This is a genomic window from Streptomyces sp. NBC_00271, from assembly GCF_036178845.1.
GTDB lineage: Bacteria > Actinomycetota > Actinomycetes > Streptomycetales > Streptomycetaceae > Streptomyces.
This window is the reverse complement of sequence record NZ_CP108071.1, coordinates 111,497-132,172: the sequence shown is the minus strand read 5'-3', so window position 1 is coordinate 132,172 and position 20,676 is coordinate 111,497. Positions and strand designations below refer to the sequence as shown.

The window sequence follows — 20,676 nt, the reverse complement described above, 5'->3', positions numbered from 1 at the left end:
GGTGTGGCTGTCGTCGTGCTGCCGGTTGTGGCTCGAGATGCTTGGCCGCCCGGTTCCCCACGACGACTCGGCCGCCGATTGGGAAGTGCGAATGTGTCGCTGTGTAGAGCAATGCCGGCGAGGTCGTCCGTGGTACGCAAGACAAGAACGACCTGATGGAGTGCAATGAGCCGGATATGGGCGGGGACCGACTGCGGCAAGACCCACCACCACTGCCTGGTCCTGGATGCCGAGGGTGACACGTTGCTGTCGCGCCGGGTGGCCAACGACGAGCCCGAGTTGCTGGAGCTGATCGGCGACGTTCTCGACATCGCCGACGGTGGCCGTGTGACCTGGGCGATGGACATGACGGGTGGTGAGCCCGCCCTGTTGATCGAGCTGCTGATCGCCCACGGTCAGGAACTCGTCTACATCCCTGGTGTCGTAGTGAACCGGGCCACCGACAGCTACCGCGGCGAGGGCAAGACCGACGCCCGGGACGCGAAGGTGATCGCCGACCAGGCCCGGATGCGCCGGGACCTGCTGCCGATCCGCCCCGGTGACGAGGCCGCCATCGAACTGCGGCTTCTGACCGAGCATCGCTCCGACTTGGTCGAGGACCGAACCCGCACGCTCAACCGACTCAAGTCCCTGTTGAACAGCATGTTCCCGGCCCTGGAACGGGCCCTAGACATGGGAACCGTCGGCGCCTTGGTCCTGCTGACGGGATACCAGAGCCCGGCAGCGATTCGCCGCACGGGCAAACGGCGCCTGACGACCTGGCTGCGCAACCGCAAGGTCTACCGCGCTGAAGCCCTCGCAGCCAAGGCCGTCGAGGCCGCGGAGCGCCAGCACACGGCCGTTGCGGGTGAGAGGGCCATCGCGAAGATGGTGCACACCCTGGCGAGGGAGGTGATGGCCCTCAACGAGAAGATCACCGAGACGGACAAGCTCATCGAGGGCCGGTTTCGCGAACACGAACTCGCCAATGTGATCACCTCCATGCCCGGCATCGGCACCACCCTGGGCGCCGAACTCCTCGCCGCCACTGGCGGCAGCATGGACGCGTTCCCCACCCCGGACCGGCTCGCCGCTTTCGCCGGCGTGGCGCCCGCGCCACGAGACTCCGGGCAGGTTAGCGGCAACCTCCACCGCCCCAAGCGATACCACCGACGCCTGCAACGCGTCTTCTACACCTCCGCCTTGGTCAGCATCCGCTGCGACCCCAACTCGCGCCGCTTCTACGACAGGAAGAGAGCCGAGGGTAAACGACACGTCCAGGCCGTCCTCGCCCTGGCCCGTCGTCGCGTCAACGTCCTGTGGGCCCTGATACGTGACCGACGGTGCTACACCGTGACACCACCAGTCACTCACGCCGCTTGACTTCCAGATTGGGAAGCATCTCGCTGAGCACGGCGGTGACCAGCCGTTCGAGGGCGGCCGGGTTTGGAAGACCTGCACGACGTCGGTGCGGCGCTTGATCTCGCGGTTGATCCGTTCCAGGGGATTTGAGGACTGGATCTTCTTCCAATGCGAGATGGGAAAGGCGGCGAAGGCGGTCAGGTCCTCCTTGGCGTCCAGGAGCATCTTCCTGACCTTGGGAAACTGCTGCCCGAGCATGTCGGCCACCGCATCGAGTTGGTGATGGACGGCTTCGGCGGTGGGCTGGATGAAGATGGTGCGGATGGTCGCCGCGACCATTTCCCCGGATCCCTTGGGGATCACGGAAAACACATTCCTCAGGAAATGGACACGACAACGCTGCCAGGCGGCGCCGAGCATGACCTTGCGGATCGCTGCCACCAGGCCGCTGTGACTGTCGGAGATGACCAGACGGACCCCGCCCAGGCCGCGTTCGCGCAAGGAGCGCAGGAACTCGCTCCAGAACGCTTCGGTCTCGCTGTCGCCGACCATCACACCCAGCACCTCACGGCCGCCGTCCTCACTGATGCCGGTGGCGATGACCACGGCCTGGGAGACGATCCGGTGGTTCACGCGCACCTTGCAGTAGGTGGCGTCCAGGTAGAGGTAGGGAAAGCGGCTGTGATCCAGGGGCCGGCCGCGGAAGACCGTGAGCTGTTCGTCCAAGTCACCGCAGATCCGTGAGACCTCGCTCTTGGAGATGCCGCTGTCCGCGCCGAGCGCCTTGACCAGGTCGTCGACCGAGCGGGTGGACACCCCGTGCACGTACGCCTCCATGATGACCGCGTAGAGCGCCTGGTCGATGCGGCGGCGCCGTTCCAGCAGGCTGGGGAAGAAGCTGCCGCTGCGCAGCTTCGGTATCGCCAGGTCCAGATCGCCGGCCTGGGTGGCCAGGGTTTTCTCCCGGTGGCCGTTGCGGAAGGCGGTGCGGGCTTCGGTGTGCTCGTTCCACTGGGCGCTGATCCGGCCGCTGAGCTCGGCCTCGATCAGCTCTTGCAGCATGCGCTCGGCGACGTTGCGGACGAGCTCGATCCCGTCCGCCGTGCGTAGTGACTCCAGCAGGCGTTGTAGGTCAGACTGGGACAAGGCCATCGGGCACCTCTCGGGTTGAACTGGCCGTTCACCAGGGAGATTTGCACGGTGGCCTGCCCTATGCGCAGGGAGCGGAGACCGTCACCGGATGCACGCCCCGGGCACCCGCCCGCGCACACCCGCACGGTGATCGCCTACACCATCACGCGGGACGCCATCCCGGCAGTCGCACGCCCGCAAAGACTCGGAGACCGAATAATGGGGCAGCGGCGTCCGGGTGGTCCGGCGTCACAAGGCAAATACGGCTCCCGGCGCCCCGATATCATCGGTGAGCCCGGCCGGATTGCTCACGGACATGGGCATCTCCGAGTCATCGCGACCGCCATGTGGCGCAATGTCCGAAGGCTGCTGGCCGGAATCATGCCGCACCCTCCACACCGTGCAGATGCGCCGCCTCCACGGAGGTGTTCAGCATCCACCTGAGCAGGGCCCTATCCCCCGACGCTGGGGCCAAGGCTTCCAGCAGGGCGCACAGATGCCGGTGGATCCTGTCTATGCGCCGGTTGTAGGTGGTCGCTATGCCCGGAGCGCTGAGCCGCTCCCCGAAGGCCACGCGTGCGGTCACGTCGCTTTGAGCCGCAACGCGGAGCGACGTGAGCTCCTCCAACTCTGTGGCTCCCCCGGCCGTCTCGAATGCGTGGGCGAGCAGCAATGTCTGGGTGCCGTTGACGAGGTCCTCGTCCACCTCGGCCGAATCCGCTCCCCGGTCATTGGCCAACTGGCGCATCACTCCGAAGAGCTGCCCGAAGGCGCGCCATCCACGGACCATCTCATCGGATGCGCCGGCCAAGTGTGCAGCCATGGCTGCGTCTCTGGCGTACGGCGCTCCGCACTTGCCCGCATATCCCCTCATCACCGTGGCCCAGGAGAGGGCTGCGGAGGCTGAGGAGACGTCCGACAGTTGGCCCTCGGCGGCATGGAGTGAACTCTTTACGAGCTCCCGCGACCAGTGAGTCCTGAGACTGGGCGACAGTTCCCAGTGGTCGAGCACTGCCAAGGGAATCACGCCCACACACGCAGCACTGCCGACAGCTGCTTGGGCGGCGGACACTCCAGTAGCAGCGTCGTCATACTGGCCGTCAGCCAAGTCATCGAAGACTTCTGCCCCGGTCCACCAGATCCGCGAGGCAACCGCCACCGGCAGGGCACGGATGGTGTCCCCGCCCAGACCGGACAGGACAGGAAAGGGCAGGAGGCGAAACACGCTGGCCTTTGTGAAATCGGTGTCGATGAGTCTCACGACCACGTCTGCGACGGACGGGCATGAGTCACCGAGTCGGCTAATGAAAGATCGAACGGCCGCCGCGATTTCGTCCTCCCAGACCAGTAGGCTGCTGTACGCCGGAGTTATGTCGACGACCGTCATGGTGTGAATTAAACTTTCTGACTAGGAATTCTGCTGTGCACGTGTGACCGGGGCCCCGAATTCCAGAGACAGCGGATTTCTTGCTACCGCCCGAACAATGGCATTCAGGGCCCCGGCCCGGCGAAGGCGTACCGCTCGGGGATTCGGCACGCCTTCAGTAACCGGCGGTACCTATTCAGCAGATCTTTGAGGTGTAGGAATTGGGCGTCGTGTGGTCCATGGTCACCGCGTAGTCGATACCCTCGTCGGTAAGCTCAGGCAGTTCAGCATCGTGCTGACCTGCCAGGACCTGCTCTGCGGCACTGATTACGGACATTTCATTCATGGCGACTCCAGGCTACTCTGGAACGCACCTCAGCAGTCCTCTGCCGGGTGCTCGGTATCGGACACAACAACGGTAGAGGCGATTCCATCGGACTGTCAATTAACTCCGGTGATTGATTGGCGGATCCGAGAGAACGCGATAGTAAATTTTGCATCGCGCCTTGAACTATTCGCTCCTGAAATGCGTTATCGGAATCTGCAGTTGCGAGGTCATTGAACTCTTCTCGGTAACGTCTCGTGACGTTTTGTGATCTTCGTTCAGGCGGTGCGGCCGTGCTCGAGCTGGAGCAGGACGAGGGCGGCTCGGGCGATGCGGGTGATGGCCGAGGGGTCGAGGCTGACCCTGCGCAGGGCCTTGAAAGTGACCTTCAGCAGGGCGTTGGCACGTTCGGCGACAGCGTGGACGCCTCGGATCACGGCGTTGAACGCCAGGTCGGGGTCGGCGAGTTCACCGCCCTTGGGCTTCTTGACCGGGTGGCGGAAGCCGGGCCCGGCGTTCTCGTAGCCGAGGTCGGTCAGGGTAGGGACGCCCAGGATGGCGGCGAGCCGGTTCAGGGCGTCGACCAGCCCGTGGGCCCGTGCGCAGGTGGTGTCGTGCTCGCGGCCCGGGCGGACCGGGGAGACCCAGAGGGGCCAGCCGTCCGGGGTGGCGATGACCTGCACGTTTCCTCCGTGGTGCTTGTGCTTCCCCGACCACCACAGGTCCGCGCCGTTGGGGCCGGCGGCGGCCACACGGTCGGTGCGGATGACCGTGCCGTCCAGGTTGAGGTGGGTGTACCCGGCCGCCGCCGCCCTCTCCAGCGCGGTGGACAGATCGGGAGCGTGGTTGGCGAGCACCGTCAGCCCTTCGTGCAGGTAGCGGTAGGCGGTCGGTACCGAGATGCCGTTGTCCCGGGCGAGTTGGGCCAGCCGGGTACCGTCGACGAACCAGCGCAGCACGAACACCGCCTGTTTGAAGACGCCCAGCGCGCGAGTGCCCTTGCGGGTCCCGAGCTGCTCGCGGTGCCCGCGCAGCAGCTTCGCGAGATGCTCGGCGGTCGCCCTGCGGACATCGAGCACGGCGGTGTAGGTGATACTGGACGCCACGTGGAGCCTCTGGTTGTACGGAACGTGATCTTCGCAGACTCGTTCCTACCAGGGGCTTCACTCATGTCTGACGCCGAGTCACCATCCCGCCGTCCGGCATCATCACACACCGCAACCGTCACGTTGCCGAGAAGACTTCATTGTGCGTTGCAACCCCTACGGCATCATGCAGGGAACCGATACTCCAGCTGTAGATCGTGATCCGCGCTGGTGGGGCGGCTACGGTCACCGGTGGTCATCTTGTTCGTGATGAGGGACGACGAGTCGTTGACGCAGATCGCAACAGGGATCCGGCCGTTGGCGGGAGGCGCTTGAAGTGATCATGGGCCGGATCGCGGATCGGTTCCGCGCGCGCGGCGGCCGAGAGTGCGCTGCTCCCGCAAGGCGCATCCATCGGCCGCTGTGCCGCACGGCTTCTCAGGGGGAGCCCTCCGCCCGTTCCCCGCTGCGTCGCCTCAGTGGGCCCCAGGAACGCCGGGCCGCAGCCGGCCGGCCAGGCTGCGAACCAGGCCGGGCCATCATGATTCTTGCTTGTTCATCCAGAACAATTACGGTGCTGATATGGCACGCCCCCGGCAGTTCGACGCAGACCAGGCGATCGACCGTGGGATGGACCTGTTCTGGAGCCGCGGCTGCGCCGCGACCTCCCTGCAGGACCTCACCGCTGTACTCGGCATCGTCAGCGGGAGCCTGTATGCCGCATTCGGTTCCAAGGAGCAGCTCCATGCTCGCGCCCTTGAGCGGTATCGCTCACGCAACGCCGGAGCGCTGATCTCTGACCGGGATTCGGCCACCGACGTGTGGTCCGCGCTGCGAGCAACGCTCACGGCATGACCGAAGCGGACCTGTGCGATCCCGCGCGGGGCTGCTTCCTGGTGAATGCCGCCACCGAGCGCTCCGCCGATCCGGCAACCGAGCGACGCTGCGCCTGGTGGAGGGCACTCTCGTCGGCGCCCTGGGGCGAGCGCGGGCGCGTGGCGAGCTGTCCGCTGACAAGGGCCCGGCAGGGCCGGCCCGATTCCTGGCCGCCTTCGTTCAAGGGCTGCGCGTCATGGGCAACGTCCACGCCGGCCGGGCGTTCCTGGAGAGTGCTGTCTCCAGCGCTCTGGTTGTCTTGAACTGAGCGGCCGGCTGGCTGCATTCCGCTCCCGACCGACTCCTCCCACCTCACTCTGTGGATTATTCAATCCAGAAAGAAGTCATCATGGACCTGCACCTCAAGGACAAGACAGTAGTTGTCACCGGCGCGAGCCGGGGCATCGGCCTGGCAATCGCCCGTGCTTTCGCGGAGGAAGGCGCTTACGTCGTGGCCGGGGCCCGCACGCCTGGGCCGGGACTTGCGGGACTCGCCGAATCTCACGGCCTGGTGCCCGTGGCGGGTGACCTCGCGGCTGCCGATGGGGTCGACCGACTGGTCGAAACCGCTGTGGAACGCTTCGGTGGTATTGACGTCCTGGTGAACAACGTGGGCATCCTCCACCCTCGGTTGAACGGGTTCCTGTCGGTCACCGACGAGGACTGGCTGACCACATTCAACGCGAACTTCATGAGCGCCGTCCGGGCATGCCGCTCGGCTCTGCCTTCGCTGGTGGCCAGCCATGGCGCAATCGTGACGATCAGCTCGGTCAACGCCTTCCTGCCCGACCCCGGCATCATCGACTACACCGCGTCCAAGGCAGCCCTGACCAACTTCTCCAAGGCACTGTCCAAGGAAGTCGGCCCCCAGGGCGTACGCGTCAACACTGTCGCTCCCGGCCCGGTGTCCACGGACATGTGGGTAGGCGAGGGCGGGCTGGCGGACCAGGTTGCGTCCGCCTTGGGGGTGGACCACGACACGGCCGTCGACGAGATCATCGCCGGCGCTGGCGGCTTCGCAACCGGCCGCTTCACCCGCCCCGAGGAAGTCGCCGACCTCGTCCTCATGCTGGCCAGCGACCGAGCCGGCAACATCACGGGCGCCGACTTCACCATCGACGGCGGCCTCATCAAGACCCTCTGAACCTCCCCGGCGGACAACAGCCGCACCTCGCCCTGCGGGCCGGACCACGGCACTGGGAGAAACGACGACGCACCGGCGTTCGATCAGCGGGGTGCAACATCCAGGGGAACAGGCAGAGCAGCCGGCAGGAAGGGGCCACACCCCGATCGGAACGGTCCACACCGAGCCACAGTCCTTCCCCTTTGTCACCGGGCAGGCTTTGCGGGCCGATGGCGGCGCGAACATCGGCGCCCCACAACAACGAGCGATCGACTATCTGGACGGCGTCCGCTCCGTCCGGACCCGCAAGGCCGTCAGCCGCGTGAGGGCGACCTCGCCCGCTTCCGGGCCCGCGGCCTGCGGTACGCGGCCGGACCGAACTCGACGAACCTGCCCGCGGCTTCTTCTCAGGGTCATTGCGTGATCGAGATCTGTCCGGGTTCGTCACGTGAGACCGAGGGCTCGTAGGGGCCGGTGGTAGGTGCGGCCGGTGTGGCGGAGGGCGGCGGCGATGTTGGTCGACCGTCTTGGCGGAAGACGCTGATGGCGAGGTTGCGCAGGGAGGCCATGGTGCGGGGCAGGTTGCCGGTGCGGACCTTGGAGTCGTCCTCGCGGAACGTGCGGTCTCGCACGTGGTGCAGGAGGTTCTCGATACCCCAGTGGCCTCTGACCCAGGTGGCGAGCTCGGTGCAGGTGGCGTCGAAGACGCTCAGGCTGGTGATCAGGTTGACGCGCTCGATGGTCAGCTTCCCGGTGCTCAAGTCGCGTCGCCACCGCACGACTTGGATCGCCTGGCGGGCGCCGGGGTAGTCGATGTGGCGGAACGCGGCGACCTTGAGCCGGCGGATCTCGTCGCGGTGGTGTGCGTGGTCGCGCGTGCGGTGCCCGAGCGGGATGTCCCGCCAGGGCAGCTTCCCGACCTGGGCGTACAGGCCCGGATGGTTCTTCTTCACGACGGCCACGTAGTGCGCGCCGCGACTGGTCAGATAGGCCCCGTGGTCGTGCTGGGTGTGCAGGGCGTCGACGGTCACCACCGTGTTCTCCAGCCCGAGACCGTCCAGCAACGGTGCGAAGGCGGGGATCTCGTTGCTCTTGGAGGCGACCTGTCGCTGGGCCAGGACCACGCCGTGGTGATCCATCGCCGCCAGCAGCTGGATCGCCGCGGCTGTTGCGGTTCGCGATCCGCGGACCACTTTGCCGTCGACCGCGATCACCCGTCGCACTGGCGCCTTCTGCGCCTCAGGCTTGATCGGGGGCAGCGTTCTGGCCTGCAGATATGCGCTGATCGCCGCGTCCAGCGCGTCACCGTCCACGCGCTGCAGCAGGCGGCGCACGGTTGCGGCGTGCGGCACCGGCCGCAGACCGGTAAGCGGGTCGACGGCGAAGCCGAGGACACCCAGCACGTGCTGTGGGGCATCCGTGATCCACTCGCCGATCGCGATGAGCGAGCGAGCCACGGTCAGCACCGCCGAGACGGCTGCGCACAGCAACGCGAGGGCCGGATAGCGCAGTCCTCGCGCATCGCGGGGATCAGCGACCAGGATCAGGAAACATCGCAGGTCAACGACATCACTTGAGGTGAGCGGATCGGTCAGGGAGCCCAGTTGCTCCAGTGCGGAAGGGATGGGCGATGATGTTCGGGCAGGCACGGTCTCGCTCGGTTCTCATGGGTCTCGACAACCACATGATCACCAGCACCGTGCCTGCTCTACTCTGCGGGGTTCCTTGCCACACAGCGGACATGACGGCACGTCACCCGCGAGACCGGCGAACCCGGACCAATCCTCATCACGCAATGCCCCTGGGCTTCTTCTCCAGCGGGGGAGTCGGTCGTCCGCCCGCGGCACGTACGGCCTGCTGGGCACGCGGCGGGACGGCCGAGGGGCGAGGACGTGGGGCGCAGGGAGGTGGCGCGTGCGCCCCGATCCCGGTGGCAGCTGACCTGGTATCTGAACCTCCTGTCCCTCACACACGTCGTCAAAGCAAGTCGATGATCGCGATGAAGGGGACCTTCATGCCTGCTTCGAACGCCACTGATGTCAGGAGCGCACCCGATTCAGAGCAGATGGGAGAGCGTTCTGCGTGACCCATCAGGTCCCTCTGCCGACTGCAAGCCTGGTGGTCATCGCGCGGTCGTCGAGGCCCTGGATCCGTTTCGTCCCGACTGACTGGACTGCTGGACTGGACCGGTGAGGGCGGCGAGGTCACCGAAAGTGCCGGGTGAGTACCCATCGCCCGGCGACGACTCGGAATCTGGTGAACTACTTACCGGATGTGCGCGTAGTACGAGGCGGCCCGCAATTTTGGAAAGCGTGAAGGGGCGGCTGCTGGTCTGTGCAGGAAAGCCCAAGGGCCATTTTTTTCTGCCCTTGGAGGCTCTGCCTGATGACTGTACATAGGGGCCAGCTGATGCGGGCAGAATGAATTGCGTAAGCTCGATCACGCCGCTATCGTGTCGGCCAGGTGACCGAGAGCCAGGTGACCGAGAGCGAGTTGCCGACAGTCCGGTGTCGGCCCCTTCCGTGTCCCTGATTCTATCTTCTTCCTCCTCCTGGCATAATTGGCCGTCAGAAGTGCCGACGGGATGCCGAGACCCATTCTTTTGGGGAGTAGCGCGTGACACAAGCGCAGGACCAGAACATTCTTGAGCTGCGGGCGATGACCGCCAGCCTTACTCAGTACGCACCTGTTACTTCTTTTCTGCTCTCGCGCGTGACCGATGATATTGAAGAACACGGTCGCATCAGCCGTGCGATAGCCGATCACCCGAACGCCACCGCCTCGCTCTCAGGTATCCGGATTCTTGCCGGCGTCCGTTGGCTCATCCTGGCGGGCCGCGCGCCCGAGCTAGGAGACCTGCTCCACCGGATGCAAGACAGCAGGGACTGGTGCGTGCATGCACATCGGGCATGGGAGCTTGTGACTCGCGCAGTCCTCGAGCACCCCGAGGAGATCCGTAACGCACTGGACCGTCCCGTTCAACAGCACCATCCAAGCCGAGCAGCCCAGCTCCTTGAGGCGCTTGGCATACTGTCGGCATCCCGGGTCAGGCTTCTCGAGCTGGGATCCTGTGCCGGCCTGAACCTGCTTGTGGACCGCTATCGATGGTTCGGACCCGGCTGGGAATGGGGAGACCGCCACTCGGCCGTTCGACTGGCTACGCCGGGCCGTATGCCGGGTGAGTTGCAGATCGTGGAGCGTGCCGGTTGTGACCTGGCACCGCGCGACCCGAGCAGCCCTGCAGACACCATGATTCTCCACTCATTCCTCCCCCCTGAGCGTGAGATCGATCAGATGGAGCTGGACGATGCCCTGGCTCTGGCTGCCGAAGAACGTCCTCGGGTCGACAGGGCCGACGCTGCGGCCTGGCTCGCCAATGAACTTGCGCAGGCACCAAGTGATCCCTCGGTGTACACAGTCGTGTGGCACAGCTTCTTCTGGTGCTATCTCAGCGCGCAGCAACAGCACGAAATCGAGGGGATCCTCAGCAGTGCCGCTCAGAGGATGAGCCTGGCCAGGGCGGCATGCGAGCCTCATGCATGGACCCTTCCCCCGCGACTCCAACTGACGGTTTACTCCTGAACCACGACGCGCAGCCCAGGCGCCTGTGAGCCTTGGCGGCATATCGCCGCTAGGGGTCACAGGAGCTTCGAGCTCACTTATGCGGGATTCATGCATCGAAAACTCGGTTGCTTATTCAGTTCTAGGAGACGAATTCTGACCATGGCGCCGCAACTCGAGACACGCGAAGCCACGGGAACCGAAGGTGTTGTCGCTCGCGGCTTAATAAAGAGGTTTGGCAAGTTCACCGCGTTGAACGGCTTGGACCTGACTATCGCACCTGGGACAGTCCATGGCGTCCTCGGCCCTAACGGAGCTGGCAAGACAACGCTTGTCCGGGCCCTCTCCACGTTGCTCAGGTTGGACGCCGGTAGTGCGTTCGTGGCAGGGCACGACATAACCTCCGAGGCAGGAAAGGTGCGTCGCGCCATCGGCCTCACGGGTCAGTATGCCTCTGTGGACGACCACCTCTCCGGATTCCAAAATCTTTACCTGATCGGCAGGTTGCTCGACATGTCTCGTAAGCGAGCTCGTGCTCGCGCATACGAGTTGCTGGAGTGGCTCGATCTTATGCAATCGGCTCACCGCGTGGCCAGGACGTACTCCGGCGGTATGCGTCGTCGCCTGGATCTCGCTGCAGGCATGGTGGGCCGCCCTCAGGTTCTCTTTCTCGACGAACCGTCGACGGGACTGGATCCTCGGACGCGCAATGAGCTCTGGGACGAGATACGCGATATCGCGGCCTCCGGGACCGCCGTACTTCTCACGACACAGTACATGGAGGAAGCCGAGAAACTTGCCCAGGCTTTGACTGTCATGAAGCACGGCAGCGTGGTGGTCGTTGGCACTCTGGACATGCTGAAGGCACAACTGGGTGGCCAATCAATGGTGATCCAGCCGGTTTCCTACTCCGAACTCATCACCCTGCACCGGTATTTGATCGCATCAAAAGTGGTCGAGGTCCGGGTCGACCTGGACCAATGCTTGCTTTCGGTGCCGGTGAAGGGCGACGAACAAATGTCGGCTGTAATCCGGGTAATCGCGTCGGCAGGGTTCTCCGTCCACAGTATAGAAAGCCGTGCTCCCACGTTGGACGAAGTGTTCCTCACTCTGACCAGCGAGTACGGTGAACCCTTGGGGAAGGTTGCCGGCAGTAACGGGCATCGACCGAAAGAGAAAGGGGGGCTGGCTTCGTGAGCGCACCGAGCATCACAGCACTGTGGCAAGGGTCCTGGGGCCATGTACGCGCCCACCTGCGGCACACGCAAGTCCTCACTTTTCGAAATCTGCTGCGAGTGAAAGACGACCCTCTGTCGCTTCTCGATTCCGTGCTGATGCCGGTCGTCTTCACGGTGCTCTTTGTGTACGTGTTCGGCGGCGCCATGTCCTCCTCCCGGGAGGCGTACATGCAATATTTGGTGCCGGGCCTGCTCGGTGTCCTGGCCACTAATATCTCCTTGTCCGCCGGCAGCGGAATGAGTACTGACTTCCGCGACGGTATCGTGGACCGCCTTCGATCACTGCCAATATCGCCCTCCTCGGTACTGTTCGCCAAACTGATTGCAGAACTCCTCAGAGCCCTGTTCTCGCTTTCGATCCTGCTCTGTCTCGCCATGGTCATCGGCCTGGACGTACCCGCAGGACCGCTCGGCTTGTTGGGGGCCATTTCGCTGAACTTGGTATTCGCTGCCGCGGTTCTCTGGATATCCTTGTTCCTCGGCATGGTCGCGCGGACTCCTCAATCAGTTCAAGGCCTGATTGTGATCGTCGCAGTGCCTCTTCAGTTCGGCAGTTCGATCTTTGCTCCCCCCCGGACCATGCCGGACTGGCTGCAGACCTTTACACAGTTCAATCCGTTGTCGGCGCTGGCCGATACCAGCCGGAACCTGATCAACGGCGGGCCTGTCGGCCACCCTGCGCTGATCGTGCTGATGTGGTCCGCGGGGATTACGGCCGTCTTCGCACCGTTGGCCGGCGCGCGCTTCCGTCAGCGAGAGTGACCGTCACCTCAGGACGCCGCGATGACCGGGCGGGAAGGTGCCGCCGACGGCCGCGGCCCGTTCGCCGGGCCCAGCACCACCCCGTCTCTCTCTTGCCGGATCTGCTGCACCTCCGACGACGCCGGCCCAGCCGGCGTGCGCGGCGATGCCGTAGATGCTGTACGTGATTGCCTTGCTCGGTCCCTGCCGGCGCCAGGTCTCACAGCGCCAAGTGGTCTGCCAGGTGCCCGTATTGCCAGCGTGACCGGCTACCTCGGTCGCCGAGAGCGCATGAGTCACAGCGTCCAGGCCATCGCCGGACTGAGCTGACTCGAGTTTCGTAGCGGCCGGTTTGAGTGTCTTCAGGTGGCGTTCGAGGTGGCCAGGGAACGGTAGTACGCGGCTTCGAATTCCTCGGGTGGGACGTAGTCGAGGCGGAGTGCAGGCGCTCGGTGTTGTACCAGCCGACCCACTGGACGACCGCGTGTTCGACCAGGTCAGCGTCTCGCCATGGGCCCTGGTGCTCGATCAGCTCGGTCTTGAAAGAGCCGTTGAGGTCCTCAGCCGTGGCGTTGTCGTAGCTGTCGGCGACGGAGCCGACTGACGCGCTCGCGCCCGCTTCCAACAGCCGTTCGCTGTAGCGGATGGATACGCCTTGGGAACCGCGATCACTGTGATGAATCAGGCCCGAGCCCTTCTTGATGCCACGCCGCCACAGTGCCATCTCCAGGGCGTCCAGCGGGAGATCGGTGCGCATGTGGGTGGCGAGCTGCCACCCGACGATCACGCGCGAGTACACGTCCAGGACGAAGGCGACGTAGACCCAGCCTGACCAGGTGCGGATATAGGTGAGGTCGGCGACCCAGAGCTGGTTCGGACGATGGGCTTCGAACTGGCGGTTGACCAGGTCCGGTGGCCTGGGTGCGGACGGCTCGGGGACAGTGGTGCGGCGCCGCTGTCCGCGGATGACGCCTTCCAGGCCGCCTTCGCGCATCAGCCGTTCGACGGTGCACCGGGCGGCGTGCACGCCTTCGCGTCGCAGCTGGCGGTGGACGCGCCGGACTCCGTAGGTCTCCCCAGAGGCCGCGTGGATACGGCGGATGTGCTCGATGAGCCGTTCGTCACGCAGGTGCCGGGCGGATGCGGGCCGCCTGCGGCGGGCGTTGTATGCCGAGACCGGCAGGTCCAGTTCCCGGCACACCGGCTCGACCCCGAAGTCGTCGCGGAGGTGGTTGATCACTGTGTCTGCCTCGTGCGGGGCTGGCCGAGCTCCTTCGCGAAAAACACCGAGGCGGCTTTGAGGATCTCGTTGGCTCGCCGCAACTCGGCTATTTCCTTGCGGAGTTGTGCGAGTTCGGTCCGCTCGGCGGTGGTCAGCAGGTCGGGCCGGCTGCCCTGGTCGGCTTCGGCCTGGCGGACCCAGCCCCGCAATGCTTCCTTGTGGATGCCGAGGTCCCGGGCCACGTGGGCGACCGGTCGACCGGAGGTCTGGACTTCGCGGACAGCCCGCTCACGCAGCTCGTCCGGGTACTTCCTTGGTGCAGGCATCGGATCTGTGTTCTCCCATCTGCCGAGGCGATCATGCCTGGCTTCAGGGCCGCTACAAAATCCGGTTCAGCTCAGACTGCTGTCCGATCGGATCGCGGACCTGGCGTCGGCACAGCAGCCCATGAACACCGCAACCCGCTGCCGTCTTCGACGCCTCACTGCCTACCGTGCACGAGCTCGTCAGCCCTGGCCACGCCGTGGCACGTCTCCCCGTCAGCCGTGGCGATGACCGAATCGAACACCCTTGTGCCCGCCTTCAGCCGAAGACGGGCACAAAGCTGATCAGGTGGCGGCCTGCTCACCGGGGTATGGCAATGCTGACCTCATCACACGCAGGATGGTGTGGAACCCATAGCTCAGTGGCCACCACGCTTCGAGACTGACGTAGACGTGGCATAAGTTGGCGGCTGCGAACCGGGCACCAGCGACCCCCAATTCTGTGAACGGCGCACGCGGGCTCGGTCACCCTCTGGTCGTAGGCCCTGCTGACTCCTATGTACCGCTGCAGGTGGAGCATGCCCAGCCGCCCAGCTCACTGAAGCGGGCACTGGTCGCTGCTGGGTGCTACTTGCCGCTGCAGGTGCAGTATGCCCAGCTGCCCGACTGCCGGAAGCGGGCGTCTGCGGATGGCGGGGAGGAGGTCCAGGGAAACTGGCAGTGACCCCACCAGCGGCGACCGCGAGGTTGCCACCAGCCTGAAGACTGTAACCTGTATGTGCTGGGAATCCACCGTATGCGCCGGCCGCCCGGACGCCGGCACCAGCTAGCTGCGCGACATTCCCCGCAAAGCCCAACGCATTGAAATCCCGGTCCCCCCGGTATGCCTTATAGGCTTGAGACGCCGCGTTGATGGCAGGTTCAATTCCTTGCGCTGCTTGCCCCGCGACATACATGGCATTTCCAACCTTTCCTGCAACGGCGCGGCCTGCGCCCTGCAGAATGTACGGAATCGCCTTGAGTAGAATACCCTTGACGAAGGCATCACGGTCGCTCACCCACTGCTTCCGGCTTGCACTCCACCTCTCTACCGCGTTCAATTCCGTGTCGGACGAAGACGCAGAGTAGAACTGCTGGTTGGTGTGCAGGTAGAATCGGAGATCATGAGGCGCTTCCGGTCCCACTACAAGGGAGTCGCTGATGTCCACACTGGATCGATCGGAACTTCGCCCCGAGCCCGTGGTCCTGACCGAGTAGTAAGAGCTTGAAGAACTTCCGGAATGCCAGGATTCGTCGTCACTCGAGCTTTCGTGTCCCCTGGACCTTGATCCTGTGACCTTATTCTGAGGCACTAGAGTCCTTCCACTTGTTGGTGTGCTGTCCTCGATTACTACGGTGGCTCACCACTAGAGGTTCACCGAGAGACCTCCGATAACCAAAACGGCCGCGATCCCAACCGCGAGGACGACGGGGGCAACAGACATCCCGTGCCGCCCGCAGCAGGCCGGAGGAGTCCGGGGCTGTGAGGCGCCCTGATGTCTTTCGGATCAAGTACGTGGCCGGACCAGTTGGGGTTCAACTTGTTTTCAGGCGGTCGAACCGTGAACTGGACGGCGGGGTCTTCGCGTAGTGGAGGCTGAAAGGTGCAGGGCGGTCTGCATACTCAACGGTGCCCGAGGAGAAAACGCCTCCAAGGACCGTTGCACTTAGGTGTCAATTGCCACGTGATGGTAGCCCGTCACGATTCGTTGATCCCCATTCTGTGACCTGGTTGCGTCCGACGCTGCCCCATCCGCTTCGCGTAAAGGAGTTGAAAAATCCATGCGTGCCTTAACCAACGGGCCTCGCGAAGGTGCCTGGGTACGCGGACTGGCGGCGCCACAGATGTCGCCGTCGTGGCAAGACGACTTCGGACCGGCACCGCCCACGCGGTCGGCGGGTGTCCGGCCGATGTCGCAGCAGCCCCGGACTCCTGGCGGCTCCAGGGAGCGGGAAGCCGCCGCGGGAGCTGAGCCCGCCACCGGTCCGCTGAGCGACTGGGTGGACGGCTCGTCCACCCATGACGGCGGGTTTGGATGAGGCAGTGAACGTCTGCCGGATCTCCGACCTGCCGGATCTCTACGGCCAGCCGGGTTCTAGGGGGACCAACGTGGTGACACTGTCGCGGAGTTACCGGCAGGGCGGCCGCGTGTGGGGTGAGGGGCCGGGCATGGACGCCATGTGGAGCCCCGCGACCGTTGCACTTCTCCGCACAGGCCTGGACGACGCGGACTTCGTCGACGAGGTGTGCAAGCTCGTCGGCCGGCATGACGTGGGGACCGTGAGCGTCCTTCGGAGCAAGGAGGGCACCTCACGGTCCGTCTCCTACCGCCTCGGCCCGATCCTGCCGCCCGACCGCGTCCGGGCCCTGCCCAAGGGCACGGCTCCGCTGTTGGCCACCGGAACAAGGCCGGCACTGATCCGCCTGCCTCCCCGGTACAAGAAACCGGGCACTGCCGTTGTCTCTGCGGCGGCCGCCGAGGAAGCCGAAGCAATCACGATTCGTGCCGCACAGAAGTGGGTGGGTCATGGCGTCGAGCACTGATGACGGGGCGGCTGGCGCGCCGGCCACGGAATCCGATCCCCGACTGTTGCTGACAGCGGGCCAAGAGGGCACCTTCCCGCACGGCGGGGTCCTGGTCTCGTCGGACCCTGAGGTCCGGCAACCCGGGACCGCAGACGCTGTGGCGCCGCCGGCAACCGACGCTCCCGACGGCACGCAGCCGTCGCAGGGGGAACCGCCTTTCATTCTTTACAAAGCTGATCCGGAGTTTAGGGCCGCCATCGAAGACCTGACGATGTGGGTCCACGGATTGCTGCTTCCGGTTTACGGCCGTGAGGTCACGTCCATGGCGCCCTGGTGCTCGCGCTGGTGGGAGCATTTGGAAGCTGTCGCACAGCTTTACGGACTGTGGATGGCCTGGCAGGAGCTGACAGGAGACGGATCTGCGCTGAGCGGGCCGGCTTCCTGGCACCGAGACTTCCTCATGCCCGTCATGTCCTCCCTGCGCGACCCCTCGGGGCCGTTCGCAGGCTGTAAACCCGGATTGCACCGGGACAAAGAATCCCCTCCGATCGAAGCGCCTTGAAGCGGTGTCCCTGTCCGAAGCCCTCGACGCGAATCCCCCTCGATGCGTCCCCGAGCCTGCGGCGGCGTTCCCAGGTGCAGCGCTATTCACCACCGGCTTGTGGATCCGAAAGACAGGATAGACCTGGCTATGGCCGCACGCCGCCACATACAGCGCAGAGGGGAAATTCGCACGGATTACTTCGGAACGAACGCATTTGGAGTTCGGCGCGACGGGGCTGTTCGGGCGCACGTGCGCGCTATTGGGAGCGCCCACGTTCGGGAGGCACGCGGCGTCGGGACGCCGCGTTCAATCACCTCGAACGTGTACCGGCGGGTGAGGCTGAACCGGGCTCGCCGGTGGAGCGTTCGTACAGGGGGAGCCGCGAAGTCAACGGTCGCGCTCCGCCGCCTCGGCCCACTGCGGAGCCGTATTGGTCTAGAACGCATGGAAAGGATTCAAAATGCCCACTCATGCACAGATGCATAGCCAGCATGCGCATGGTTCCCGCAACTCCACCACTCCACCTCGGCGTACTGTCTCCCCGGCTTCCTCGGAGTCGTCAAATTCCAGCAGCTCGTCCACGAGCTCTTATTACAGTGCGCGGACGAACCACGACGGGCACATTGTAATTGACATGGAGCATCCGATCCCTGGTCCTCCTTCACCGGTGGGGCACGGCATCTACAATCATCCAAACGACCAATTCTGCATCGTCAAAGACGGCGAAGAGTTCCACTGGAGTGACCGCGACAAGAATTGGCACAGAGCGATGCAGCGGAGCTTCGCCTTCGACGCATTTCCTCTTATTGTGCAAGGTGTGGGAAAACTCGTTCCGCAGGCGCCGGGGCCACAGATCTACGCTGCCGGTGTGATTGCCTCCGGGGTCAACGGATTTTACACGGCCGCGCAGGAAGTGGCGCATGCGGTGCGGGGGGAGCGTGTGAATGTGAGCCGTGGCCTAGGAGGTCTGGCAATAGGGGTGGGGGCAGCGGCCTATGGTGCCGGCAACCTGCCCACGATGCCGGCGGTTGTCGGGAACAACCTGCAGGGAGCGGGCGCGACGATGCAGGGTCTCGGAGTGGGGTTGAAGGCCATGGGGGAAGTACCGCCGCCGGAGAGACCGCAGCGGAGCGGAGCGCCTGTCGACCAGCGACCCGGGTACCTGACGGCGCCCCGGTTCAACTCGAGGACAGCACAGTCAGCACAGTTGGCACACGCCCGCGGTCACGCGTCCGAGCCCCGGAGGGACGTTTACGGGCGTTCGGCGCCTGTGCCGGATGCCGTCCGGCACCAGCGCTCGAACGCCCCGGGGCCGACTATGACCAACAGCAGCGGGTACCACCGCTGATGAACGGGCTTTCCTGCCTTCGACGCACAGCCAGGTCTCACAATTTCTGTGCATCGACCGACGTGTCACATCGGTGAGCCGATCCGGGCCCCTTTGACGCGACCCATCCGCCCGGCCGAGGCATGTATGGGCTAGCCTCAATCGTTCACGAGTCCCCGTCAGTTTGCGACCCTGTTGGCGAATCCCGTTGGATGAGCCCTTCTACTTCGCTCCGCCGATCAAACGATCGGCAGGGCGAAGTGCTGCGAAGTGACTGGTTCGGGTAGCTGCCCTGGGCGTGTGGGTGAGGTGGGCGTCGATGCGGGCGAGATTCATCGCGGCACCGGTGAGCTGGTGCTGGAGACCGGTCTTCGCGAGCCCGCGATAGCGGGATCTGCGCAGGCCGCAGCGCCCGACGCCCTGGGAAATGGTGCCTTCGACCCCGGCTCGGATCTTGTAGCGGTCCTTCCAGGCATCGGTCTGCTGCTCGGTACGGACTTTGCGGACCACCTCGTGCTCGTCCCGTAGGCGAAGATTCATATCCCGGTATTCGCCCTTCGGGGATCTGACGCATTTGCGCAGGTCGGGGCAGAGTTGGCAGTCCACGCGGGCGAAACGGACCCGGATCACCGGCAGGCCCTGCTGCGACTTTCGCTGGTGCCATTGAGCGCTGGTGGCACCATTCGGGCAGGTCACCTGTTGCTGGTCCCAGTCGATTGTGAACGCGTCCTGGCCGAAGGGGCCGCCGGCCCGGGCGTCGGTGCTGGCCACCATCGGTCCCAGCAGCTCGACCCCGTGATCGAGACGGGCGGCCACGACCTGGGACGCGGTGGGATACCCCGCATCCACCCAGTGCTCGGCGGGCAGGCAGTCCCGTGCGGCCAGTTCGGCGTGGATACCGCGGATCATCACCTGGTCCTGGGTGGTGGAGACGGTGGTTGTCACGTTCGTGATCAGGTTCGGAGCATCCGCCTCGCAGGTCTCGGTGAGATGGACCTTGTATCCCTGCCAGACGGTCTCCCGTTTGATACTGCCGCACGCCTCAGGGTCATAGGGGCTGACCAGGCGCGTTGCGCCCGGTGGACGGTCTTTTGGGGACCGGCAGGCCACCTCCCCATCAACCAGGTGGAACTGCTGCACCCAGACCCGCCGCAGGACTTCGACGCTCTCCAGCGCCCGCAGTGCTTCGGGAGCAGTGGGCGACCAGAGCGCCGTCAGCAGCCGGGTTCCGTCCCGGCCGATCCGCAGCCGGACCTCGTCCCTCTGCGCTTCCGACTTGGGGAAACGGGAATTCTCGGCCCGGGTGGCGTAATGGTCGAACCAGTGCGGCTCAGCGATCTCCCTCAGCCAGTCCGGTGCCTCCCGGGCCAGCGTGTTCAGCGCCGCGCGCAGTGTCTCGGCCACCATCTCCAGGGCGCTCAGATTCCGCACGGCCGCCAGCACATGGGTGGAGTCGGTGCGGGCTCGTCCCGCAGTCTTGAGCAGCCCCTTGCTCCGGGCCATGACCAGGATGCCGTCCAGCACCCGGCGTCCGCCGTCAGCTTCGACCAGACGGTCCCGGAACTCCGACAGCACCGTGAAGTCGAAACCGGGATCGCCGAGCTGAAGACCGAGGGCGTATTTGAAGTCAATCCTGGCCCGGACGGCCTCCGCGGCCTGCCGGTCGGTCAGACCCTCGACGAACTGCAACACCAGCACGAGTGCCAGCCGCCCCGGTGACCAGGCAGGCTTCCCTCGCGCCGGGAACAGATCCACGAACTGCTCGTCGCTGAACAGCGTCCCCAGCTCGTCCCGGAGCCTGATCGCCAGGCTCCCGCGCGGGAACGCAGCCCGCGCCACCCGCGCTGTCTCCGCCGGAATCCTGTCCGACCCCTTCGGCCGCATCGACATCGCAGACCCCCAACACGACGTCGGCCCCCGAGACACAAGTCTCGGGGGTCAACACAAGATCCCGCAGCCGGATTCGC

General features: G+C 65.1%; 13 protein-coding genes and 3 pseudogenes. 9 read left to right on the top strand and 7 right to left on the bottom strand.

What is annotated here, in order from left to right; all coding sequences use genetic code 11:
- Positions 1-165: 165 nt before the first annotated feature.
- Positions 166-1,362, top strand: coding sequence for an IS110 family transposase (locus OG798_RS55365; protein WP_143607032.1), 1,197 nt, complete (start codon positions 166-168; stop codon positions 1,360-1,362).
- Positions 1,363-1,378: 16 nt separating this feature from the next.
- Here OG798_RS55365 and OG798_RS55360 read toward each other — a convergent pair.
- The 4 genes and pseudogenes from OG798_RS55360 to OG798_RS55345 all read right to left on the bottom strand — a co-directional run.
- Positions 1,379-2,493: pseudogene (locus tag OG798_RS55360) on the bottom strand (IS256 family transposase); the annotation flags it as partial.
- Positions 2,494-2,851: 358 nt separating this feature from the next.
- The gene (locus OG798_RS55355; RefSeq protein WP_328760383.1) at positions 2,852-3,859 is read right to left on the bottom strand and encodes a polyprenyl synthetase family protein; all 1,008 of its coding nucleotides are present in this window, start codon (positions 3,857-3,859) and stop codon (positions 2,852-2,854) included.
- Positions 3,860-4,034: 175 nt separating this feature from the next.
- Entirely contained in the window at positions 4,035-4,184 is a 150-nt protein-coding gene (locus tag OG798_RS55350) for a hypothetical protein (RefSeq protein WP_328760382.1), read from the bottom strand.
- 257 nt (positions 4,185-4,441) lie between these two features.
- Positions 4,442-5,269 (bottom strand): HARBI1 family protein, encoded by an 828-nt coding sequence (locus OG798_RS55345; protein WP_328756145.1) that lies wholly within the window; start codon positions 5,267-5,269, stop codon positions 4,442-4,444.
- Between the two features lie 531 nt (positions 5,270-5,800).
- Here OG798_RS55345 and OG798_RS55340 point away from each other — a divergent pair.
- The 3 genes from OG798_RS55340 (at position 5,801) to OG798_RS55330 (ending at position 7,268) form a co-directional block, all read left to right on the top strand.
- A complete protein-coding gene (locus OG798_RS55340; RefSeq protein WP_328760381.1) occupies positions 5,801-6,103 on the top strand; it encodes a TetR/AcrR family transcriptional regulator in 303 nt (100 codons plus the stop codon).
- Positions 6,104-6,200: 97 nt separating this feature from the next.
- Positions 6,201-6,392 carry a hypothetical protein gene (locus OG798_RS55335; protein ID WP_328760379.1) on the top strand — a complete coding sequence of 64 codons (192 nt, stop codon included), beginning with the start codon at positions 6,201-6,203 and terminating at the stop codon, positions 6,390-6,392.
- 81 nt (positions 6,393-6,473) lie between these two features.
- Positions 6,474-7,268, top strand: coding sequence for an oxidoreductase (locus tag OG798_RS55330; protein ID WP_328760377.1), 795 nt, complete (start codon positions 6,474-6,476; stop codon positions 7,266-7,268).
- Between the two features lie 392 nt (positions 7,269-7,660).
- On the opposite strand, the gene OG798_RS55325 is transcribed toward OG798_RS55330, so the two are convergent.
- Complete coding sequence (locus OG798_RS55325; protein ID WP_328760375.1) at positions 7,661-8,896, bottom strand: ISAs1 family transposase; 1,236 nt, start codon at positions 8,894-8,896, stop codon at positions 7,661-7,663.
- Positions 8,897-9,863: 967 nt separating this feature from the next.
- Between OG798_RS55325 and OG798_RS55320 the strand changes: the two genes are divergently transcribed.
- The 3 genes from OG798_RS55320 (at position 9,864) to OG798_RS55310 (ending at position 12,808) form a co-directional block, all read left to right on the top strand.
- Positions 9,864-10,829, top strand: coding sequence for a DUF2332 domain-containing protein (locus OG798_RS55320; RefSeq protein ID WP_328760373.1), 966 nt, complete (start codon positions 9,864-9,866; stop codon positions 10,827-10,829).
- A 90-nt stretch (positions 10,830-10,919) separates the two neighbouring features.
- Positions 10,920-12,005 (top strand): ATP-binding cassette domain-containing protein, encoded by a 1,086-nt coding sequence (locus OG798_RS55315; RefSeq protein WP_328760372.1) that lies wholly within the window; start codon positions 10,920-10,922, stop codon positions 12,003-12,005.
- Positions 12,002-12,808 (top strand): ABC transporter permease, encoded by an 807-nt coding sequence (locus tag OG798_RS55310; RefSeq protein ID WP_328760371.1) that lies wholly within the window; start codon positions 12,002-12,004, stop codon positions 12,806-12,808. The genes OG798_RS55315 and OG798_RS55310 overlap by 4 nt, the downstream gene beginning before the upstream one ends.
- A 341-nt stretch (positions 12,809-13,149) precedes the next feature.
- Here the strand turns inward: OG798_RS55310 and OG798_RS55305 are convergent.
- Positions 13,150-14,335, bottom strand: a pseudogene (locus OG798_RS55305) (IS3 family transposase).
- Positions 14,336-16,296: 1,961 nt separating this feature from the next.
- Between OG798_RS55305 and OG798_RS55300 the strand changes: the two are divergent.
- Together OG798_RS55300 and OG798_RS57055 are read left to right on the top strand one after the other, a co-directional pair.
- Positions 16,297-16,856: pseudogene (locus OG798_RS55300) on the top strand (TraM recognition domain-containing protein); the annotation flags it as partial.
- Positions 16,840-17,400 (top strand): DUF4913 domain-containing protein, encoded by a 561-nt coding sequence (locus OG798_RS57055; RefSeq protein WP_443054258.1) that lies wholly within the window; start codon positions 16,840-16,842, stop codon positions 17,398-17,400. The pseudogene OG798_RS55300 and the gene OG798_RS57055, both read left to right, overlap by 17 nt.
- Positions 17,401-18,931: 1,531 nt before the next feature.
- On the opposite strand, the gene OG798_RS55290 is transcribed toward OG798_RS57055, so the two are convergent.
- The gene (locus OG798_RS55290) at positions 18,932-20,599 is read right to left on the bottom strand and encodes an IS1182 family transposase (protein ID WP_328760370.1); all 1,668 of its coding nucleotides are present in this window, start codon (positions 20,597-20,599) and stop codon (positions 18,932-18,934) included.
- Positions 20,600-20,676 lie beyond the last annotated feature (77 nt).